Raw genomic sequence first — 22,256 nt, 5'->3', positions numbered from 1 at the left:
CGTTCTGTAATAATTTTCAAGCCTTTTTATAATAAATTAGTTATTACCAATCAAAAGCATGTACTCTATTTAAGTAACAAGTGGACAAATAGATGGCGCGGTGCAAAAGCCAGATAAGCCCTTTTCAAAGTAGAAAATGATTGTTGGATTATAAAATAATTTCTTGCTCGTCATTACATACATTTGCAAAAAGAGGAAGTGCGCTTCAAATCTGAAAATAATCCACTAAAGAATTGTTAGAAGCGTTACGAGTTATGGATAATGGTTTATTTTGAGAATCTGAAGAAAAATATATGTTTTGGGTCAAGAAAAAATTAGTCTCTCTAAAGATAACTTTTTCTCACTATAGCACATTTTGCTAAACGAGCTAAATTTAAGGTAGAATCTCTTTTTCAGCAAGTATAAGGAAGTCGATTTACACATCGTCATCAATTTTTGAGACATTTTGGAGAATTACAGGAATTTCAAAAGATAAATGTGGAAGAAATTGCTAAGGTGCAGAGTTATTAAAATTAGTTTAATTAGTCTACTAATCTTTCACAGTTCTTCTAATTAACTTGACCTCTTAAGTAATCACCGTAGAATTTCAATATGAATATTGCAATTTTCCTAACCCTAATTAGACTATCTTCCATTCCTATTTTCGGTCTTTTTTATTATTTACCTTTTCGATGGACCCATCCAGTTGCTGCTATCATTTTCGTATTTGCAGGAATAACGGATTGGCTGGACGGTTATGTGGCTCGCAGTCTTTCACAAACAACAGATTTGGGTGCATTTTTGGATCCTGTAGTTGATAAGTTATTGGTAGGGGCAGCATTGGTTTTGGTAGCCGGTGAATGCTATGTAGATTATTTAGCAATTCCTGGAGCAATTATCATTTGCCGCGAAATAATTATCTCTGCTTTACGAGAATGGATGGCGGAATTGGGCAAACGCACTAGCGTGGCCGTAACTTTTCTATCAAAGATTAAAACCGCCCTCCAATTTATAGCCTTAGTTTTATTAATTTGGTATGCCCCGGAAGCACAATTGTGGATATTAATAAGCGGGGTAACTTTGTTATGGGTTGCAGCTCTTTTAACAGTTTGGACGATGATTATTTATTTAAGGATAGCATGGCAAGACTTGACAACTTCTTATGAAAGCTAATAATAGCCGTTTGACTTAAAAAGGATATTCTACTATTTGCAAGATGAGAAATTAACTGAGTTAAATGAGCGGGAATAGCTCAGCTGGTAGAGTGCAACCTTGCCAAGGTTGAGGTCGCGAGTTCGAATCTCGTTTCCCGCTCCAAAAATCCTATAAGAGTAGTAACTTTTAGACTTTCTTTTGAGATCAATTTCAACAAAATAATCCCACCCCTTATAATATTTTGAATGCATTTTGATATCATTATCTTAATTGTGACATCTCATTGTAACTGTTTTTGTTGCAGTTGCTCATTTGGCGTTGTGTAACTGTACTGTAATGTTTCAAGAAAAGTATCTAAGTTATGATTATAAAAGTCTAACCCTGCTTGCTTTAAGTCACGAGCTTGCTCTTATCAAGCATCCGTATATCGCATGAATTATTGGTTGAGTCGGATACCAGAGTGAGTTAACATTACAGGCTCTTAATCTGGCTGGGTGGCAGAGTGGTTATGCAACGGCCTGCAAAGCCGTCTACGTCGGTTCGATCCCGACTCCAGCCTTGCTTGTTTTATCTAATCTTAAAGCCCGGGTGGCGAAATTGGTAGACGCAAGGGACTTAAAATCCCTCGAGTGAATAACTCGTGCCGGTTCGAGTCCGACCCCGGGCACCATATGTAGATTTATATTTTGAATTTGAATCTCGAGAAGATCGGATTGAATTGTTATTACAACTTAATCAAATGCCAGTATGAATCTCGAGAAGATCGGATTGAATTGTTATTACAACTTAATCAAATGCCAGTACCACCAATGAGTATCCCGATTAATCAACTCATTCCTATGAAAGGTACACCGTTAGAAAATACAAAGTCTCTAGATCCCTTTGAATTTGTGAAAACTGTTGCAGTAACTCGAATTATGTTTCCCAAATCTATGGTTCGTTTATCCGCAGGACGTGAAGGAATGACTGATGAGTTACAAGCGTGGTGTTTCATGGCAGGAGCAAATTCGATCTTTTATGGAGATAAATTATTAACAGCAAAGAATCCAGCACAAGATCGGGATTTTAATTTATTAAATCGATTAGGCCTTAAAACTCCTCTTTCAATGAAAATTTAGAGTTTTTCATGCTGGTTGCTAAAATTAAAAGTAAGCTAGATCGGTGAAAATTTAGAGTTTTTCATGCTGGTTGCTAAAATTAAAAGTAAGCTAGATCGGTGTGCACAAAATTCACTTTTGAGAAGGCGTTTTGTTATTACAGATCGTGGAAGTAATAATTTGATTGGAGTCAACGGGCAGTCTTGCATTAATTTTTGTAATAATGATTATTTGGGTTTAGCTAATCATCCAGCAGTAAAAGAAGCTTTTGTCCAAGGGATTCAAACTTATGGGGTGGGTAGCGGGTCTTCAGCTTTGGTATCAGGGCATTTTAAACCACAGCAACAATTAGAAGTAAAATTTTCTGAATTTTTGCTTCGAGATCAAGCAATTTTTTTTAATTCAGGATATATGGCAAATTTAGGAGTTATCACTTCTTTAAGCAGGAACAAAGATATTATTCTTTCGGATAAATTTTGCCATGCATCATTACTTGACGCAATTCAATTATCAAAAGCTCAGAACTATCGTTTTAGACATAATAATCTGGAACATTTTCACTATTTATTAAATTTAAAAAAACCTAATATAGTAATTACAGAAGGTGTTTTTAGTATGGAAGGTGATTTTTCGCCATTGTCGGCTATTAATCATCATATTATCGGAAAAAATATTTTATTTATAGTAGATGATGCTCATGGTATTGGGATTTTAGGAAAAAACGGAAGAGGAAGTTGTGAAAAGTGGGGATTAACTCAATTAGAAATTCCATGCTTAATAACTTCTTTGGGAAAAGCTTTTGGCTGTGCTGGCGCTATTGTTTCTGGTAGAAAAGATTTTATAGAAGCTATTTTACAATTTTCGAGAAGTTATCGAACTACTACTGCTTTACCTCCGGCTATTTGTATGGCTGCTTTAAAATCGGTAGAAATTATTCAAACGGAATATTGGCGAAGAGAACGACTCAATGAATTAATTAATTTTTTTATTGAACAAACAGAGAGTAGAGGTCTGCAGCTAATATCTCGTGATGAAACACCTATTAAGTGTCTCCTTGTTGCAGATAATAAAAGAATTCAACGGATTCAAGAGAAAATGTTGGAGAAAGGTTTTTTCATTTCTTGTATTCGTCCACCAAGCGTACCTAAGGATACAGCTAGAATTCGCATTTCCTTAAATTGCTTGCACACTAAAGAACAAATTATTCAACTTCTTTATTATCTCACTTCCTTCTTATGTTGATTAAGTCTTCAGTAGCATTTATTTCAGGATGGGGATTTAAATCTTCTCTTTTTAAAGAGAGTAGTTTGTATTTCAGAGGATCTCTTTTAATCGATTTGCCTGATATCGAGGAATTAACATTAGAAAGGGTTGTCTACAATTTGTCTTATTTAATACCTGATGATACAACAGTAATAGGATGGTCTTTTGGAGGATTGATTGGAATTCTACTAGCTGCTCACTTTCCTAAGAAAGTAAAGAAATTAATTTTGTTATCAAGTTCACCTCGATTTGTTCAAAAAGGGAAGTGGCCAGGAATTTCCTTATTAGAAGTTAATAAATTCATTAATCTAGCTAAGAGAAGTTTTTCTAATTTATTTAATTATTTTCTCGCTCTAGTTAACTATCCTAATAGGACAGTTTATTATAAACGTTTGTTAATTAATAACTCTCTAAATTTTTTCGAATATCATGATTTATTACTTAAGTATCTAAAAATTTTGTTTGAATCTGATGTTAGAGAGGCTTACAAAAGGATTAAAATACCTCTCTTTCATGTTTTTGGAGAACAAGACCCTATTATACAGTTAAATCCGAAAGCGCTTTATGATTTAAATCCAAGGGCCGTAATTCATGTTATTCCAGAATCTGGACATTTGGCTTTTTTAATCCATGAAAAAAGTTATTATAATCAGTTAGCAAATTTTATTAATCATGCTTAATGAAAAAATACGCATACAACGTTCTTTCAATAGAGCATTTAAAACTTATGATGATTATAGCTATATGCTGATAAAAATTTGTAAAGAACTATTGAGTCAGTTGAAAAGAATAGAATTTAATTACGAAATTATTGGTGATTTTGCTTGTGGAACGGGAATTAGTACTCAAGAAATTAGCTTGGCATTTTCATACAAAAGTTTATATGCGATCGATTTTTGTAGTAATCTTTTAAATAAAGCCAGAAAAAAATTTGAAAATTCTAATATTGTGTTCATTTTGGCTGATTTTGATGATTTTTTGTTTTTTGAAAATTCACTTCATCTCATTTTTTGTAACATGGGGCTACAATGGTCTTTGGATTTAAGCAATACTTTTAAAGTCTGTGCTTATCAATTAGTTCACTCAGGTATAATGGCCTTTTCAATTCCTCTAGAAGGAACTTTTAATGAGTTAGATAAAAAATCTCGGAATCAATTTTATCAGCCTGATTGTGTTACTAACCTATTAATGAAAAATGGTTTTTTGATTCTTTCTTATCACGAAATAAATTTTACCGATGAGTTTAAAACCATACAAGAAGCAATTCATTCTATCAAATATATCGGGGCAAACTGTTTAGTTCAAAGGAGAAAAACTGATTTATCAGCTAAGCCAATTTTGAAATCATCATTTACGAATAAAAAAATAGTTGAGTTAACTTATCGAATTGGATTTTTTATTTGTAGAAAGGTTTAAAGAAATGGCCATAAAATTTTTTGTAACTGGAACAGATACAAACGTTGGAAAAACTTATATAAGTACGGCATTGTTGCGAAAATTTAATAGCATAGGATTTTCTACTTTTGGCATAAAGCCTATCGCTTCAGGATGTCATCGTATTAATGGTAAACTGCGTAACGAAGATGCGCTTGCTTTACAAAAGGCATCTTCAATTAAAAAGAGTTATGGATTTGTTAATCAGGTAGCTTTAGAATCACCGATTGCACCACATATTTCTGCTCAGTTAGAAGGTCTACATTTAACAACTAGTATATTAATAGAAAAAATAAATAAATCTCTTTCAATTTCTAGCGATATTTTTATTATTGAGGGAGCAGGTGGTTGGTTTGTCCCTTTAAATAATGAAGAATCGATGGCAGATCTTGTGAGATTGTTAAATGTTCCAGTTATTTTAGTGGTAGGAATTAAATTAGGTTGCTTAAATCATACTATGTTGACAGTTCATACGATCAATCAAATGAAAATTTCGTTTTTAGGATGGGTGGCAAATTGTATAGAACCTCAGATGAGAGCAATTGATGAAAATATTAAAACCTTAGAAGCATGGATAGAAGCTCCTTGTATGGGTGTTGTTCGTTACGGAGAAGACCCGCTGGAGCACCTTAATCTTCAACCGATATTAGATTTTTCGAAAAAAGTTTATATACATTCAATCTTATTACCTAATGAAGTTGGTCACTAACTATTTCATTAAGGTAACTTTGCCGGAAGAAAATGCTTTTTGTAATCCGCCAGTTAATTTGAGTATTAAATTCCCTTGTTCATTAATTCCAGATCCGATGCCATGAAATTCTTTTTGATTTGATGTAATCAGATATAAGGATTTATTGAAGAGATAGTCTTTTTCTTTCCAGAGATTTTGAAAGAAAATAAGACCATGTTTTTCAAAATCTTCCAAATAACTTATTAAATTTTTAATTAATTCTGTGCAGAGTTCATTTCTATCTTGATAAGTTTTAGTTACATTTATTAAAGATGTCCAATCTTGATCAATTTTTTTTTTGATATCACTTTGCATGTTTACATTAAGACCGACTCCAATAATGGCCAAACAAAATCCATGAGTTCCAGATTGCATTTCAATCAAAATACCGGCCAATTTCTTATTCTCATATATAATATCGTTAGGCCATTTAATAAAAATAGGTAAAGACAAACGACAGGTTTTTTCAATGGTACAGCATACAGCGAGTCCACACACTAAGCTTAAACCTGTTAGCTCACTGATATTCTTATCAAAAGAATATCTTAAAGATAAATAAATATTTTGTCCAAAGGGCGAATGCCAAGATCGATAAAAGCGACCCTTACCTTTTATTTGCATCTCTGCGATACAAATCACCAGCTTATTCTGATGAGGTACTATTTTTAAGTGATCGTTTGTAGAACCTATTTGCTCCAATAACTCAAGCTGAATTGATTTTTTTTTTAGAGCGCTAACAATTATTTTTTGTTTGTCTAATAAGATAAACGGCTGAGTTAAACAATAGCCATTATTTTTTAGAGATTTTATTGGAATTTGATAGCTTTTTAGTTTTTTAATGGCTTTCCATATAGCAGCTTGATCAATATTTAACTGTTGCTCAATAGTGGTATCACTGTGCAATTTTCCATCGCTTAACAAATCGATGATTTTTATTAACTCCTTGTTTAAATATCTCATGATTTAATATGATATCCTTCAAGTTAAGCCTTATCAAGGCTATCCCATCGGCTATTTTTTTAGTATAGTGGCCCACACTATGCTAAGACCTATTTCCCTCTATGTTGGCTTGCGCTATATGCGTGCTAAGTGTCTCAATCATTTTATCTCATTTATTTCGCTTGTTTCTATCCTGGGAATTGCTTTAGGAGTCTCAGTATTGATTATAGTTTTATCTGTAATGAACGGATTTGATTATCAGATTCGAACTCAATTTCTTACGATCGCACCTGAAGTAACAGTTCTATCAAGTCAAAATATTTCTCAAATTTGGCCAGCTTTGCAAAAGATCGTTGATATCAATCCTGATGTTATTGCCTCAGCTCCTTTTATTACTGGTATGGGGATATTAAGTAATCAGGGAGCTGTTAGTGGGGTGAATGTTTTGGGAATACTACCATCGCAGGAGATGCAGATATCTAAGCTTGATCAAAAAATGGTAAAAGGGCACTTAAATACCTTAATTGCAGGGAATTACAATATTATATTAGGACAAAAATTAGTAGATCAATTAGGCTTATCTATCGGAGATAAGGTCAACTTATTCACTCCTCAAGCTATAAAAACTTCTTTAGGAGTATTTCCTCAATTTCACCGTTTTACTGTTAATGGGATTTTTAGTGTGAAAGGAGGGTTCAGTTTTGATACAGGAATTGCTTACATTAATATGTTTGATGGCATGAAACTATTTCCTCAAGGAACAAGCGGATTACATGTTAAAATAAAAAATATTTATCAAGCCGGAATCGTATCTAGGGAATTAAAAAATGTATTTTCTAATGGATTTATGGTAACAAACTGGATGGAGCAATTTAGTTCATTTTTTGATGCTGTTGCTATGGAAAAGACAATTACATTTGTTATTTTGTTATTGATTATTACAGTAGCTGTATTCAATTTAGTTTCAACACTTGTGATGGTTGTGAATGAAAAACGGGCAGATATCGCTATTCTTCGAACGTTAGGAGCAAGTCCTCATACTATTATGCTTATTTTTATTATTCAAGGAGTCATCATCGGCTTAATTGGTACGCTGATTGGCGTGATTAGTGGAGTTATTTTAGCGTTGAACGCAACAGCTATTGTTAATTTTATTCAAAATCTTTTTCATGTGCAATTTCTTAAGAGTTCAGTCTTTTTTGTTAATTTTCTTCCTTCTAAATTACAATGGTTAGATGTTTTAGATATCTCTGTTATTGCTTTATTATTAAGTTTGATTGCAACTATTTACCCGGCTCTTATTACTTTACGAACAGAGCCAGCAGAGGTACTACGATATGAATAAAGAAACATCTATTATTCGCTGTGATAAATTAAGTAAGTTCTATGTTGAAGGAAAATTTCATTGCTCTATTTTGAATGAAGTTAATTTTTCTATTGCACTAGGGGAGCGTGTGACAATCGTTGGTACTTCAGGATCAGGAAAATCTACTCTTTTACATTTATTAGGAGGTTTAGATAAACCAACGGCTGGGAAAATATGGATTGATAACAAAGATATTAATCACCTTACGGAGCGAGAAAAAGGTTTATTACGTAATCGGTATCTAGGATTTGTTTACCAATTTCATCATTTATTACCTGAATTTAATGTATTGGAGAATGTTTGTATTCCTTTACTAATTCGAGGGATGAAGCCTAAGCTTGCAAAGGAAAAAGCAATTTTTTATATTGAAAAAGTTGGATTAATTCATCGACAAAAGTATCGAGTTGGAGAATTATCGGGAGGAGAAAAGCAACGAATCGCTATTGCACGAGCTTTGGTAACGGAACCTCGTTGCGTACTTGCCGATGAACCAACAGGTAATTTAGATGAAGAAACTGCCGAGCAAGTAACTAATTTAGCTTTACAACTAAATCGTTCTCTCAATATAAGCCTCATCATTGTAACACATAATCGTCTTTTAACTGAAAAGATGGATCGAATATTTTTATTAGAAAAAGGCAAACTCTATATTAAAAAGAGAAATAATTAAAGAAGTCTAATTATTACCTTATCGATCGTTGTGAGGACGACGGATGTGCTATTTAGTATATAGTAATTTTCCTTTTTTCCTTAGTGTATTCAGATACATTAAATGAGTTTAAAGAATCAATTCTTCAATTTATTAACTACTCCAGCATTAAAATACTTTTTGTGTACTGATAAAGCTCAAAAAATTTAACAAGCTTTTAGGATTTTCATAAAAATGATCAAAATAAGCGCTTAGATAAAGTAAATATGTCAAGGTGAGTGGGAAATCGTACTTGAAAATAAGCAGCTATACCAGCGGTTTCACTAATAAGTTATGCTAAACATTACATTGGAAAATCCAATTTGTTTAATATCATTACTAAAGCGAATGCTCTATGTTGTCGATCAACTTGCCGTATTAGATTTTACTGTTCGCAAAATTGATTTAGCGAACAGTAAGGGAGTTATCCTCGTCGATATGTAAATTTACCCCATGATTTAACTCATAAACTAATTGTTGCCTTTCATGTTGTGCTTGAAGAGACACGACAGCGGGCTTATTGCTTCATACAATTGACTCTCTCTATTCATCAGATTTATTAGATATAATTGATGAGATATAAAAGGTTTAGACATTATTGCATTGAAAGCCGTGCCTATCTGTTCTTATAAAAAAATTGATTTACAGGGAATGTAATTTCTTAAATTGGCTATAATGAAAGAGAAAAACCTTATTATGCGTGGTTGTCTGCACTGCAGAGAAAAAGGCTTGATTTATTAGATTAGGCAGTGGTTGAATTATTAGCTGGCACCGTTATATCACCTGTAATGTTATGTTTGTAACATAGAAGAGATAAATTGCGCTTAATCTTATACAAGATAGATGTTGTAAAGAATGAAAAGAGTTATCCAAAGGATCATCTTTACTTAACTTTAACTTTGAAAATACAGCATAAGGATTACCAACAATTATTTAGGATTGTTGACAAGTTAACGGAGAATTAATTGATGAACGTAGTAATGCTTGGAACTCAATGGGGAGATGAAGGCAAGGGTAAGATTGTCGATATGCTTACGGAAAAAGTCGCGGCAGTTATTCGTTTTCAAGGTGGTCATAACGCAGGGCATACCTTAATTATAAATGGTGAAAAGACTGTATTGCATTTAATTCCCTCTGGAATTTTACGGAAAGACGTACTTTGTTTGATCGGAAATGGGGTTGTTTTATCTCCACCAGCATTTGTGGAAGAAATCCAAGAACTAGAATCTAAAGGAATTCCAGTAACGGATCGGCTTAGAATTAGTTCATCTTGTAATTTGTTACTGCCCTATCATATCACACTCGATAAGGCGCGTGAGACTGCATTAGGAAATAAAGCTATCGGGACAACTGGTCGAGGAATTGGCCCTGCCTATGAGGATAAGGTAGCCCGTCGAGGTATTCGTGCAATGGATTTATTGCATGCTGATGTTTTGCTAGAAAAGGTAAAAAAAACAACTGCTTATTATAATTTTCAGTTAGAATATTATTCACAAAAACCTCTTGATTATATTCTTATCTACGATCAACTGATGGAAATCAGAGATAAAATAAGGTTTCTAATCGGAGATGTAACTGCTTTATTATTTAAATTACGTCGAGAGAAAAAGAATATTATTTTTGAAGGAGCGCAAGGTTCGTTGTTGGATATTGATCTTGGGACTTATCCTTATGTGACTTCTTCAAATACTACAGCAGGAGCGGCTGCTACAGGTAGCGGCTTTGGTCCTCTTTATTTTGATCAGATATTAGGAATTACTAAAGCTTATGTGACTCGAGTCGGTGCTGGACCTTTTCCTACAGAATTAAAAGATGCAGATGGAGAAAAAATGGCAAAACGGGGAAATGAATTCGGCTCGGTGACTGGTCGACCCAGACGTTGTGGTTGGTTTGACGTAATTATTATGCGTCGATCCATTCAAATAAATAGCTTGACAAGTATAGCGTTGACAAAATTGGATGTTCTAGATGGGTTTAAAATTATTCGATTATGTATAGGTTATCGCTGCAATGGAGAAGTGCTCGATGAGTCACCATTCGATCAATCACTGTTAGAAACTTGCGAGCCTATTTATGAAGAAATGTCTGGATGGCAAACACCCACTTATGGGCTTACTAATTATAAGCAAATGCCTAAAGAAGCTTGTAACTATATTGCACGTATTGAAGCATTATTAGGGATCTCTGTTACTATGATTTCTACAGGTCCAGAGCGTAAACATACCATTATACGTAAAAAATTTTTCAGGTAAGCGAATCCCTTTCTGCGTTTCCCTCTTCTTTTAAAGGATTTTAAGATAACGTAATATAAGAAAAAATAAAAATTTCTTCACTCTAAATTTTTATAAAATTAATTTGTTAGTAAATTAAGATAATGGTCGGTAAGTAGTGCTGAAAATAAAAGTATCAAATAAAAAATACTGTACCGAAAAACGCGCATAGGTATTTTTTGGTTACTGCTCATATACAAACGAACCACCCAATAAATAAAACCTACATTTAAAAGGCAAGCATTGGAAAAATAGATCCATCCAGACATTCCAATAATAAAAGGTAGTGAACTAATTATGGTAAGTAATAGTGTATAAATTAGAATATTTATTTTAGTATATGGAATACCATTGGTATTAGGTAGCATGGGAATATCCGCTTTAGCATAATCGTCAATACGATAGATGGCAAGTGCCCAAAAATGTGGGGGAGTCCAAATGAAAACAATCATAAGAAGAATTAAACTAGGAAGATTAATGTGCCCTGTAACAGCTACCCATCCTAACAAAGGAGGGGCGGCACCTGCTAATCCTCCGATAACAATATTTTGCGGGGTAATGTGTTTTAAATAAAGTGTGTAAATACCCACATAGCCAATAAGGGTAGCTAAGGTTAAGACTGATGCAAATAGATTAGTGAAACTTATCAAAATTATCATAGACAGAACACATAAAATGTTAGCAAAAATCATTGCATTTCGACGGCTAATTTTACCTTGCACAATAGGACGACGACTTGTTCGGTACATCAATCTATCAAGATGATGTTCTAGAATTTGGTTTAGTGCAGCTGAAGAAGAGGCGGCGAGCGCAATCCCTAAATTACCGAACAATAAGGTACGCCACGACACGATACCAGGACTTGCTAGACACATACCAACTACGGCGGTTAATATCATTAAGATAACGACGCGTGGCTTACACAACTGAAGATAATCTCGCCAAGTAGCATTATTTTGAGTAAACGGAACAATGGTAGTATGTGATTTCACTATGAGTCCATATTTTTAGATAATTTATAATGTCTTTGCAGTTTTTTTAATCTTTTGTCAATTCGTCTTCGTTTTAGTGACGATAAATAGTCTAGAAAGATGATTCCATTTAAATGATCCAATTCGTGTTGAATACATTTCGCCATAAACCCATCTGTTTCAAACTCTAGTGAGTTTCCATAACGATCTTGTGCACGTACTTTAATTTTAGCAGCACGAGTGACTTTTTCATAAGTACCACCACCGACAGACATACAACCTTCTTCTTCTGTATGCTTTCCTATACGCTCAATAATTTCTGCGTTAACGAGACATAAAGGTTGATTTTTCTTCGAAGAGAAATCAATAACAGTGATATGCTGAGGATTCTTCAAATTTAGCTGTGTGGCAGCCAGAGCTGCACAATTTTCAGTGTTGTAATGAGTTAAGAACAATTCATTAATGATTTTTTGCAATTTATCATCAAAAGTTTCAACTCGTTGTGCTGCAGTTCTTAATCGTGTATTGGGATACTGTAAAATTTTGAGCATGCTAGTACCTTATAGATTTACCGAGGAGAGGATTTGAACCTCCACGGAGTTTACCTCCACAAACACCTGAAACTTGCGTGTCTACCAATTCCACCACCTCGGCATTCGACTTAAAACTCTATCTGCCAGGTTAAAAAATGTCAAATTAGGTAAATATTTTGAGAAATATAAAAAACTTATTCTCCTTAAGAATCGGAACTAGAAACACAAGAGCTTTAGGTTATAGTTATTTTACTCAAACATATTTAGATGAAACTTAGATTATTTAGTTCTCGATTGACCAGTCAATTTCCCCACGTCCCATTTTATACAATAATTTGTTAGCTTTGGAAAAATGTTGGCAGCCGAAAAAACCTCGATTCGCTGAAAATGGGGAAGGGTGAGCGGCTTTTAAGATTCGATGACGGATATTGGTAATCAAGATAGATCTTTGTTGTGCATACAATCCCCACAAAAGAAACACGATCCCTTTAGGGTGATCATTTAAACTAGCAATAACACAGTTTGTAAAGCGATGCCATCCAATGTGGGCATGGGATTGAGGTTTGTCTGCTTCAACGGTTAGAGCTGTATTTAATAAAAGGACACCTTGTTTAGCCCATTTTTCTAAGTTCCCTTGAGAAGGGATAGGAATATTTAAACATGAGTGTAGTTCTTTGAAAATGTTTTGGAGAGAAGGTGGAAAAACGACACCAGGTCGTACAGAGAAAGCTAGCCCATGTGCTTGATTAGGTCCATGGTAGGGGTCTTGCCCTAAAATAACTACTTTCACTGCCTCATAGGGTGTGAATTTCAATGCATTAAAAATATCCTTTTGAAAAGGATAAATAACTTTTCCAGCTTTGCGTTCTTCTTTAATGAAATTTAAGACAATTTGAAAATAGGGTTTTTGCTTTTCTTTGCTCAGAACAGTTTTCCAAGTAATCGTTTTAGTCATAATAATTTTTGATTAACTTCTGATTAATGATAATTATAGGCTTTCCAAAGTTCGATTTCTTAATTTTTTTATAGAGGAAAATGAGAATAACTAATTCTGACTAGTGATCTAATTTGTACTCGATAAATAGGAAATTGATCGTAAATTATTTTTAAAATAAGAATGGGTTTTTTAATATAAGCGCTTAATTCTCTTTTTAAGCGTTCAGTATAAATAGTCGTCTTCCGAAAAGTCCATAATTGCAAAAGTAACAGTAAATTCGAGAAATGAAGGGAATGCGACATATGATTTGGCAATTTTATGAACATTAGTGATCGATTAGGAGTGTGGTGATAAATATCGATTGTTTTGACTTCTACAAATGTAGTGCCTTTATCTACATAACCCAATTTTTTAGCTGCTGCATAGGATAAATCAATAATGCGATGAGGAGCAAATGGACCTCGGTCATTTATTTTAACAATGATAGAACGTCCGTTACTCAAGTTAGTTACCTGTACAAAACAAGGAATAGGCAAAATGGGGCTTGCTCCAGTCATTGCTAACATATCATAAGGTTCACGTGTTGAAGTTAATTGTCCGTGAAATTTAGTTCCATACCACGAGGCAATACCGCGTTGTATATACCCATTCGTAGATTTTAAAACACGATAGCATTTTCCATTAACCACATAAGAGGAAGGGTTTCCATATTTGCTTCGCGGGAGAAGTTTAGGTTTTGCATTCGGGATTTTACTAACATCCACATAATATCGAGGTGGTCCATCTTTTATTTGAGAAGTGCAGCCTGAAAAAAGAATAAGTAACGTGCTAATAAGAAATATAGTACCAGAACGAAATAAAAAGAGCTTCATGAAGGGCTTCATGGAAATTACGATCCTTCGGTTTTCGAATATAAATTGTTATACTTAATTTCAATATATCCTAACGAAGTTTAAATATTCTGCAATAAAAATAATTAAAATATGAGCAAAAAAGAAATTGTTTATGGAATTCATGCTGTGCAAATTCTTCTCGACACTGCAGCCCATACTATTATTACTTTGTATGTGCAAAAAAACCGAGAAGATCAACAACGGATTCAAGCTCTTATCAAAATAGCAGAAAAATCGGGTGTAACCATTAAATATACTTTTAGTAGGGAATTAAATGTTTTAACTGGAGAAAATCATCAAGGAATAGTTGCCGAATATAAAGATTTCGAAAATTTTGATGAAAATACATTGCAAACTATGATAGAGAACCGAGAGACTCCAGCATTATTATTAATTCTCGACGGAGTGAAAGATCCGCATAATTTAGGTGCTTGCTTTCGAAGCGCAGAAGCCTTAGGTGCTCAGGCTGTGATCGTACCTAAAGATCGAGCAGTTGGAATCACACCTGTTGTCCATAAAGTAGCGTGCGGTGCAGTTGAGATTCTACCATTCATTCGAGTAACGAATCTATCACGTACCATTCGTTGGCTTCAAGAGCAAGGAATTTGGATCATTGGAACTGCGGTTGACGCAAGTTCGCATCTTCAGGATATTGATCTAACTGGAGATGTGGCTATTATTATGGGAAGCGAAGGCAAAGGAATGCGTCCTTTAACTAAGGAACGCTGTGATTTTTTAGCACAAATTCCTTTGCAAGGTAGGATAGAAAGTTTAAATGTTTCTGTAGCATGTGGAATTTGCTTATACGAAGTCGAACGACAACGGATGCTTATCAATCAAGTCATCAGATAAAAGTAATTCATAGATGGTGATTTCTTTTTTAACCAATTGATTTTTAATCATTTGCATTTTTTTCCGGTGGATCTTTTTAGATTCGCTATCACTGAATATCTAAGCTTGTGTGGTTACTCTTCACTCTATTGATGACTAAAAGCACTGTGAATTTTTAATAAACTTTTAAATAGAAATAATTTTCAAAATTTTAAGTAGTAGTAAAATCGACAAAATGATTCCTTAGTTCTAGTTCTATAAAGAGCCTTGATTTTTTAATTCTTCCATTTTAATTTCCGAAAGAGAAATTATTTTAAAGTTTAGTACTACGATCGAACTGTCAGTTCTAGTGCTTATGTCTTTCTTACCATTTGTTACAATGTTGATATTTATTTTTGGGCACTTTCTTCTTCTCACTCTAGGTAGGCAGGGGTGTGCCGCCGTCGGTCAATAACGGCTTCAGCTAATTTGCTGAATGCTGTCTTTGTAGTATCCCAGGAAATACAAGCATCGGTGATACTTTGCCCGTACTTTAATATTTTACCAAATTCTAGAGTTTGTTTGCCTTCAACTAAATTACTTTCAATCATAGTACCAAAAATTGAAAAGCTTCCTTGATGAATCTGATCACAAATTGAATCTATAACTTGCATTTGTTTTTTATGATCTTTACCACTATTACCATGGCTGCAATCGATCATTAGTGATGGAGGTAAACGAACCGATTTTAATCTCTTTATGGTTTTGCTAATTATTAACGGATCATAGTTGGTGCCTTGATTGGAACCACGCAAGATAATATGACTGTCTTGATTACCCATTGTGCTGATAATAGCAGCGATACCTTGTTCAGATACACTCAGAAAATGATGAGGGTGATGAGCGGCGAGGATAGCATCAATAGCTACCTGAATGTTTCCTGTCGTGCCATTTTTAAAGCCAATAGGCATAGAGAGCCCTGAGGCAAGTTCTCGATGGATTTGACTTTCGGTAGTTCTGGCTCCGACGGCTGACCAGGTTGTTAAATCAGAGATATATTGAGGAATAATAGTATCTAAAAATTCGCTACCGGTTGGTACCCCTAACCGGTTAATGTCTAGTAGTAAACGTCGCGCGATCCGTAGGCCTTGATTAATTTGAAAACTGCCATCTAAGTGAGGATCATTTATTAAACCTTTCCATCCAATAGTAGTACGAGGTTTTTCGAAATAGACTCGCATAATAATAAATAATTCTCTTGAATATTTAGAAATACAGTTTTTAAGTCGAGAGGCGTATTTCAGGGCAGCCTGAGGATCGTGTATAGAACAAGGGCCAACCACGACCAGCAGTCGATCATCTTCTGCGTGGATAATCCTCTTTGTAGCTATTCGCGCTTGATTTATTCTATAGGCCATTGTGTCAGTTAAAGGTAATTCTTCAATAAGAAGCGCGGGAAGCATTAAAGGCCGTACGGTTTTTATTCTTAAGTTATCTGTTTTTTGCATGGCTTTGATCTTAAAAGTCTTTTATTTTTAGTTTAAGTAAAGTCTTTTATTAAGCGATTATAGCGAATTTGGAGAAAAAACAGACATACGGTGCCCTTAAGCGCTAAACTAAAAATAAAAAAAGAGAAAAAGCATACATCTTGATTATTTCCTCCTCTATCATTTTGTCACTAAATTAACAAGAATTTTTTCAACTGCATAACATGCTAAAATCACTAAGCTAGAATCCTCTTGGATTTCTACAGTATAACCAGTCTCGTACCAAATTACACGACTTTACCCACTTGCTTCAGTTCAGGAAAAACCATCTGTATATTAACCTAGATTACCATAAAGGTAGTATAATCTTTTATTCTAGTTTAGTTTTAAAGTTGTGTATCTTCCACTAATTCACTAGATTTATATATAGAGGTTATGTTATCCTATCCTTAGAAGTAGGGAGTTTATGCTCCATTTCTATAGATTCCAAATATAGGAAGGTAATCACATTTTTGTCAATTAGTTAATCCAACAGGAGCCGAAGCACGACTAATTTCTTCTATAGCAACCATATGAATAAAATATCCTACATGTAGACGCTTCTATAAATTTTTCATCGATAATAATTCCAAAGAAACCTAATTCATCCAATTTTGACTAAAGGTCACAGGGCAATTAATTCGTCATATCTGTTTTACTTGCTCTAAGGAAATTTTTTGTTCAGAAAATTATTAAACTGCTGACGTAATACGTAACGGTATTATCAAACTGGAAACTAGATCCGTTTTAAACAGATATTCAAATCACATATCTGAAAGTTCCTGATCTGTTGTTCTAACCATTCAGTATAGAGGATAATAATAATGAAAATTTCAAAAGATGCTCATTAATTCTTAATTAAGTTTATTATCTTGTTGATTATAAATCTATGAAATGTATTTTTAATTTTATTAGCAAAGCTTTGTTGAGTTTCCTCTAGGAAGTACGTATATTTCAGATTTCCTGAAGAGCAAGGAAGAAGTTTCGACTTCGCTCAAATCACAGTTATAAGTTCCATAGGAACAAAATTACGGAATTAAAGTACGAGAGTTTCCTGTATATAAGCTGAAAAAAGAAATAATGCGATACGGATATGGATAAAAGAATTAACCATATGATTTATAAATATTTACAATTTTTATTATTTCAATTCGATCCCGAACAAGCACATTATTTGACTTTAACTGCTTTGAAAACATTTTATCGCCCCTGGATGATCAAACGATATCTACAACATTTTCCAAAAAGACCAGTCTCAGCATTTGGCTTGCAATTTCCAAACCCAGTTGGACTTGCGGCAGGCTTGGATAAAAATGGTGATTACGTCGATGCATTACTTGGACTTGGCTTTGGTTTTATAGAAATAGGTGCTGTCACTCCAAAGCCTCAATTAGGCAATCCAAAACCTCGCTTATTGCGCTTATCAAAAGCCAAAGCATTAATTAACTGTTTAGGTTTTAATAATTTAGGTGTAGATTATTTCGTAGAACAACTTAAAAAGCGAAAAGTAAATGGTGTTATTGGAGTAAATATTGGTAAAAATTTAACAACTTCTTTAGAGAATTCTTATGAGGATTATCGATATTGTTTTGAGAAAACATATCCTTATGTGGATTATGTTACGATAAATGTGTCTTCCCCTAATACACTTAACTTACGAGAACTACAATCTGAACAATACCTTGGAAAGTTACTAAATCGGCTTAAAGAGGAACAGTGTCGATTGGAAGATCGATATCAAAGACATGTGCCATTTTTTTTAAAAATATCACCGGATTTAACTCCAAAACAATTGAAAGTTATTGCATTTTTATCTGTAGAACATCATCTAGAAGGCGTAATTGCTACGAATACGACTAACAATCTTCAGGAGATAGAAGAATCGATGTATACAAGTATAAGAGGCGGGCTTAGTGGCAAACCACTTTTCCCTAAAACACTTGCTATTATTAAACAGTTCCACACGCTAGTGCAAGATGCTGTTCCAATTATTGGTGTAGGAGGAATTTTTTCTCCTGAAGACGCTGAAGCTTTTTTAAAATCAGGAGCTTGCTTAATTCAAATTTATACAGGTTTGATTTACGAAGGACCGAGGCTTATTAAATTAATTGTTAGTTCACTAAGTGAGTAGTAATATGAGCTTTATCACTCCAAAAGTCTTTAAGTCTTTAAAATACAGGGAATTTTAGTCAAGAATGTTTAGAGATTCTGTTAACTGTGATCCTGAATATAAATTAACTGTCAATGGATCTAGGTTGTGCATATAGCTTTGCTATAGCTGATAATTGTTTTATAAGCGGAAAATAGTTTCACAAAGTTGCCGTCAGAGATAATAAAGTAGCTTTAATAAACGAGAAAATAGCCTATTCAGAATCATAGATTTATTAATTAAATAATCATTTACTAGTTAAATAACAGCAGAATAGAATGGTTTGAGATTGACTTTAGCTTTTTTGATGACATGGGTTTTTATACAGTTGTTTTAGAATTTAATAAATTAGAGTTGACATTTTTCCATTATATAAAGCCACCTAAACAGCTCCAATAACTCTTATATTGAATTTTTTTATTTTTATGATGTATCATTATATCATTATTTATGTTGGCCAGAGGCAGAATCGAACTGCCGACACAAGGATTTTCAGTCCTCTGCTCTACCGACTGAGCTATCTGGCCGGATGAAGGGGCGTGCCCTTAATGCCCTTAATAGTGCTCGAGCCCGCATTTTAAGTCAATATTATTTCTCAATTTCAAGTTTGTGATTCTCCTAGATTCTTAACTTTCTTTCTATTCTCATCATTGGTCTACTATTTACATCAGTTTAATCTGCTGTAAATAGTAGACCAACTTTCATTTCTTTAAGATTAATCTTCTTCAGCGGAGTAACCGGGCGGTTTCTCACTCCCTGTTCCAAAGAGAAATTTTTCCATTTCTTTTTCAAGAAAACGACGAGCTTTTGGATCAATGAGGTTCAAGCGATATTCATTAATCAACATAGTTTGATGAGAAAGCCATACTTGCCAAGCTTGTGCAGAAATTTGATTGTAAATACGCTTCCCCAATTCTCCAGGATAAGGTTGGTAATTTAGAGCATCAGCCTCTTTACCTAATTTTTGACAGAAGATACGGCGAATCATATTACTTAATCGTTTTTCAATTGTTTAAGTAACCACGCTACCGGTGCAGCAATCCCTCCTGGTATAAGAGAATTCTCTTTATACCAAATTTGAGATCCGCCTTCTATAAGTTGCAAAGCTTTCGTATGAGCCTGTAATAAAATTGGTTTGATTTCTAACTCAAAGTGACTAAATTTATGAAAAAAAGAGTTCCAATGTTCGAGCTTAATAATATCACCAATATTGAATTTTATCCAACACCAGTGTTCAACATTTACATTAATTGGACATTCGGGAAAACTCCATAATCCCCCCCATATACCCACTGGCGGCCGTTTCTCAAGAAGAATATGACCTTTAGGATTTTGTAATAAAATCAAGTAAGTGCTTCTACGTGACCAGTTTTTTTTTATTTTTTTGATAGGAAATTCGGTTTGGCAAGCCTGTTGATAAGCAGAACAAGCATTTTTTAAAGGGCAAATGGGACACTTAGGTTTCACACGAGTACAAATCATGGCACCAATATCCATCATGGCTTGATTATAATGCCAACAGTTATTTCGAGGGGTATATTTTTTTGCTAAATCCCATAGTAAATTTATCCCAGCTAATTGATTAATTGGAGTTTTTAAGGTATGGTAACGAGCTAAGACTCGTTTTACATTACCATCTAGAATCACCGCGCATTGATGCATACCAAATGATAAAATAGCACCTGCCGTCGATTGACCAATTCCAGGTAATGTTACCAAACTTTCTATTGTTTCAGGAAATTGTCCTTGATATCTCTCGTAAATGATTTGAGCAGTACGATGAAGGTTGCGAGCACGAGCATAGTATCCCAAACCTGACCAATAAATGAGAACCTCATCAATGTTTGCTAAAGCTAAAACTTTAAGGGTTGGAAATCGCTGCATAAAACGCTCAAAGTAAGGGATCACTGTCGCAACTTGTGTTTGTTGCAACATGATCTCGGAAACCCAAACTCGATAAGGAGTTATCTTTCTTTGCCAAGGAAGACTATGACGGCCATAGCGTTTAAACCAACGCAATACCGCCCATGCAAATTGTTGGGAATCCATTGCATGTGATTTCACTTTCTTCTTAATTTCGTTAGTTAATATTTTATGTTACTAAATTTTATTAACCTCGATGCTGGGCAAACTAAACGCGCTTCTCATGAGGATAGATACTTTAATTGATTTTCTTAATCTATTTTCACATGTAGCTACTGCTACTGCTAGCTTTTAATCAATATTATTAGTTAAATTTATAAGGCTCAGACTAGCTTTTGTCAATTAGTTTTTGTTTTATTTTAAAATTGTTATTTTATCTGAAATCATTTTTAATGATCCATGAGTTAATATTTATTTTTTTGCTTTATATTCATATTTCCATTTAAATTACATGCTAACAATTATTTAATAGAGAATCTGTTATTGATTATTAATTTAAATTTTCAAATAAGTTAGTACTAAACTGAATCAGTATTTTATCAATTTTTGTTAAGTTTTTTCTTTAAAATCTTTGAGGATTGATTTAACCCTATCTAATTGAGATCTACTTTTAATTAGAAGTGATAGGATTTAGTATTATCTTTATATCAAAACGGGCTTTGTTTCTTTTTTTATAGATGAAGACGCGCATTTCTGTACCGTTTTGGCTAATTATCCCTACCTATTAGCAAAATAATAATGGAGTTAACAATTGTTGTTTTGATAATAATCAAAACGTTGTCTAGAATTTTTAAGAAGTTACACTAACCTATCTCATTTGGCAATTAATAATATAAATGGAAGATTAGAATTAAGCCTACACTTTTTAATCCTACATTTTAAAAAGATTGAGAATCTTATATTTTACCATCGAACTATACATCAGAAAAACTACATAAAATTAGGAATTTTCAGATAATAAGTGCTGAACTTAATTTTCTATGGTCTATTGGCATAAAATATAGAATACTTAACTTGAGTAAAATACTGGGATCCAAATCAGTGAATACTAAAATTATTAAAATGACCATTCGCATTTTTGTTTGTCATAAATGGTTTGAATCTAAATAAAAAATTTGATTTGGAAAACTTTTCGGTCTAAACATGGAATCAATTTTTTTTATTTTTAGAAAATAAATTTGTCTAAAAAAATTTTTAACATGCAAAAAATAACCCACTATTTTAAATAGGTATAGATTTTCTGGTAGTTTTTTAATAATTATTTCAATGATTGAAAGTAGAGCAAACTGGTCTTTGCCGATAGGCTAGAGTAGTAGGTTAACAACCTTTGAACCAATTTTAAAAATCATATTTTTCATGTTTAGTAAAGTTTCTGATTATTAAAACATCTATTTTTGGATAATTATTCTTGATAGTATTTTCTAATTCTTTTTATTTTATTCTCACTCATACTGAATAACTTTGATGGTCAATAGAGATAAGAACTAAACTTTATATATGCATCTTTTTCTAAAGCCTTTTGAATGTAAACTAACCTTGACGTTAATTAAGAGTAGCGCTATGGTTAAAGTTCCTCAGATAAGATGAGAAAGA

At 33.5% G+C, this 22,256-nt stretch carries 18 protein-coding genes, 5 tRNA genes and 1 pseudogene; 14 read left to right on the top strand and 10 right to left on the bottom strand.

Features of this window, described 5'->3' with window-relative positions:
- The first annotated feature begins 591 nt into the window (after nt 1–591).
- The 9 genes and pseudogenes from pgsA to bioD all read left to right on the top strand — a co-directional run bounded on the left by pgsA (nt 592) and on the right by bioD (nt 5,637).
- Entirely contained in the window at nt 592–1,152 is a 561-nt protein-coding gene (gene pgsA / locus ONG85_RS03160; protein WP_406566708.1) for a CDP-diacylglycerol--glycerol-3-phosphate 3-phosphatidyltransferase, read from the top strand.
- A gap of 68 nt (nt 1,153–1,220) precedes the next feature.
- Nucleotides 1,221–1,296: transfer RNA gene (locus ONG85_RS03155), tRNA-Gly, on the top strand.
- Between the two features lie 326 nt (nt 1,297–1,622).
- Nucleotides 1,623–1,693, top strand: a tRNA-Cys gene (locus tag ONG85_RS03150).
- A 23-nt stretch (nt 1,694–1,716) separates the two neighbouring features.
- Nucleotides 1,717–1,804, top strand: a tRNA-Leu gene (locus ONG85_RS03145).
- A gap of 73 nt (nt 1,805–1,877) precedes the next feature.
- A pseudogene (locus ONG85_RS03140) lies at nt 1,878–2,252 on the top strand (biotin synthase BioB); the annotation flags it as partial.
- Between the two features lie 63 nt (nt 2,253–2,315).
- Nucleotides 2,316–3,473: an aminotransferase class I/II-fold pyridoxal phosphate-dependent enzyme gene (locus ONG85_RS03135; RefSeq protein ID WP_264435481.1), complete on the top strand. Its 1,158-nt coding sequence runs from the start codon at nt 2,316–2,318 to the stop codon at nt 3,471–3,473.
- Nucleotides 3,467–4,174 (top strand): alpha/beta hydrolase, encoded by a 708-nt coding sequence (locus tag ONG85_RS03130; RefSeq protein ID WP_264435480.1) that lies wholly within the window; start codon nt 3,467–3,469, stop codon nt 4,172–4,174. Before ONG85_RS03135 ends, ONG85_RS03130 begins: the two co-directional genes overlap by 7 nt.
- The gene (locus ONG85_RS03125) at nt 4,167–4,910 is read left to right on the top strand and encodes a methyltransferase domain-containing protein (protein ID WP_264435479.1); all 744 of its coding nucleotides are present in this window, start codon (nt 4,167–4,169) and stop codon (nt 4,908–4,910) included. The genes ONG85_RS03130 and ONG85_RS03125 overlap by 8 nt, the downstream gene beginning before the upstream one ends.
- A gap of 4 nt (nt 4,911–4,914) precedes the next feature.
- Nucleotides 4,915–5,637: a dethiobiotin synthase gene (bioD, locus tag ONG85_RS03120; protein WP_264435478.1), complete on the top strand. Its 723-nt coding sequence runs from the start codon at nt 4,915–4,917 to the stop codon at nt 5,635–5,637.
- Here the strand turns inward: bioD and ONG85_RS03115 are convergent, their stop codons facing one another.
- Nucleotides 5,638–6,618: a biotin--[acetyl-CoA-carboxylase] ligase gene (locus tag ONG85_RS03115; RefSeq protein ID WP_264435477.1), complete on the bottom strand. Its 981-nt coding sequence runs from the start codon at nt 6,616–6,618 to the stop codon at nt 5,638–5,640.
- Nucleotides 6,619–6,697: 79 nt separating this feature from the next.
- Between ONG85_RS03115 and ONG85_RS03110 the strand changes: the two genes are divergently transcribed.
- The 3 genes from ONG85_RS03110 (at nt 6,698) to ONG85_RS03100 (ending at nt 10,903) form a co-directional block, all read left to right on the top strand.
- The gene (locus tag ONG85_RS03110; RefSeq protein ID WP_264435476.1) at nt 6,698–7,942 is read left to right on the top strand and encodes a lipoprotein-releasing ABC transporter permease subunit; all 1,245 of its coding nucleotides are present in this window, start codon (nt 6,698–6,700) and stop codon (nt 7,940–7,942) included.
- Nucleotides 7,935–8,633 carry an ABC transporter ATP-binding protein gene (locus tag ONG85_RS03105; RefSeq protein ID WP_264435475.1) on the top strand — a complete coding sequence of 233 codons (699 nt, stop codon included), beginning with the start codon at nt 7,935–7,937 and terminating at the stop codon, nt 8,631–8,633. Before ONG85_RS03110 ends, ONG85_RS03105 begins: the two co-directional genes overlap by 8 nt.
- Before the next feature lie 986 nt (nt 8,634–9,619).
- On the top strand, nt 9,620–10,903 hold the full coding sequence (locus ONG85_RS03100; protein WP_264435473.1) for an adenylosuccinate synthase: 1,284 nt from the start codon (nt 9,620–9,622) through the stop codon (nt 10,901–10,903).
- A gap of 98 nt (nt 10,904–11,001) precedes the next feature.
- On the opposite strand, the gene cyoE is transcribed toward ONG85_RS03100, so the two are convergent.
- The 5 genes from cyoE to ONG85_RS03075 form a co-directional block, all read right to left on the bottom strand.
- Complete coding sequence (cyoE, locus tag ONG85_RS03095) at nt 11,002–11,913, bottom strand: heme o synthase (RefSeq protein WP_264435472.1); 912 nt, start codon at nt 11,911–11,913, stop codon at nt 11,002–11,004.
- Entirely contained in the window at nt 11,913–12,443 is a 531-nt protein-coding gene (gene def, locus ONG85_RS03090; protein ID WP_264435470.1) for a peptide deformylase, read from the bottom strand. Before def ends, cyoE begins: the two co-directional genes overlap by 1 nt.
- Nucleotides 12,444–12,461: 18 nt before the next feature.
- Nucleotides 12,462–12,546, bottom strand: a tRNA-Leu gene (locus ONG85_RS03085).
- A gap of 162 nt (nt 12,547–12,708) precedes the next feature.
- Nucleotides 12,709–13,380: a uracil-DNA glycosylase gene (ung, locus tag ONG85_RS03080; RefSeq protein WP_264435469.1), complete on the bottom strand. Its 672-nt coding sequence runs from the start codon at nt 13,378–13,380 to the stop codon at nt 12,709–12,711.
- Between the two features lie 68 nt (nt 13,381–13,448).
- On the bottom strand, nt 13,449–14,234 hold the full coding sequence (locus tag ONG85_RS03075) for a septal ring lytic transglycosylase RlpA family protein (RefSeq protein WP_264435468.1): 786 nt from the start codon (nt 14,232–14,234) through the stop codon (nt 13,449–13,451).
- 111 nt (nt 14,235–14,345) lie between these two features.
- Between ONG85_RS03075 and rlmB the strand changes: the two genes are divergently transcribed.
- Nucleotides 14,346–15,107 carry a 23S rRNA (guanosine(2251)-2'-O)-methyltransferase RlmB gene (rlmB, locus tag ONG85_RS03070; protein ID WP_264435467.1) on the top strand — a complete coding sequence of 254 codons (762 nt, stop codon included), beginning with the start codon at nt 14,346–14,348 and terminating at the stop codon, nt 15,105–15,107.
- A gap of 392 nt (nt 15,108–15,499) precedes the next feature.
- On the opposite strand, the gene ONG85_RS03065 is transcribed toward rlmB, so the two are convergent.
- Complete coding sequence (locus tag ONG85_RS03065) at nt 15,500–16,573, bottom strand: 3-deoxy-7-phosphoheptulonate synthase (protein WP_264435466.1); 1,074 nt, start codon at nt 16,571–16,573, stop codon at nt 15,500–15,502.
- Nucleotides 16,574–17,705: 1,132 nt separating this feature from the next.
- On the opposite strand from ONG85_RS03065, the gene ONG85_RS03060 reads away from it, so the two are divergent.
- The gene (locus ONG85_RS03060) at nt 17,706–18,722 is read left to right on the top strand and encodes a quinone-dependent dihydroorotate dehydrogenase (RefSeq protein WP_264435893.1); all 1,017 of its coding nucleotides are present in this window, start codon (nt 17,706–17,708) and stop codon (nt 18,720–18,722) included.
- Nucleotides 18,723–19,194: 472 nt separating this feature from the next.
- Here the strand turns inward: ONG85_RS03060 and ONG85_RS03055 are convergent.
- The 3 genes from ONG85_RS03055 to mutY all read right to left on the bottom strand — a co-directional run bounded on the left by ONG85_RS03055 (nt 19,195) and on the right by mutY (nt 20,789).
- Nucleotides 19,195–19,267, bottom strand: a tRNA-Phe gene (locus ONG85_RS03055).
- Between the two features lie 188 nt (nt 19,268–19,455).
- A complete protein-coding gene (locus ONG85_RS03050) occupies nt 19,456–19,728 on the bottom strand; it encodes an oxidative damage protection protein (RefSeq protein ID WP_264435465.1) in 273 nt (90 codons plus the stop codon).
- Between the two features lie 5 nt (nt 19,729–19,733).
- Nucleotides 19,734–20,789: an A/G-specific adenine glycosylase gene (gene mutY, locus ONG85_RS03045; RefSeq protein ID WP_454706808.1), complete on the bottom strand. Its 1,056-nt coding sequence runs from the start codon at nt 20,787–20,789 to the stop codon at nt 19,734–19,736.
- Nucleotides 20,790–22,256: the final 1,467 nt, after the last annotated feature.

Source organism: Coxiella endosymbiont of Dermacentor marginatus (assembly GCF_907164955.1).
Lineage (GTDB): Bacteria > Pseudomonadota > Gammaproteobacteria > Coxiellales > Coxiellaceae > Coxiella.
The sequence above is the reverse complement of the archived record's forward strand: the minus strand, read 5'-3'. Positions and strand labels throughout refer to the sequence as shown.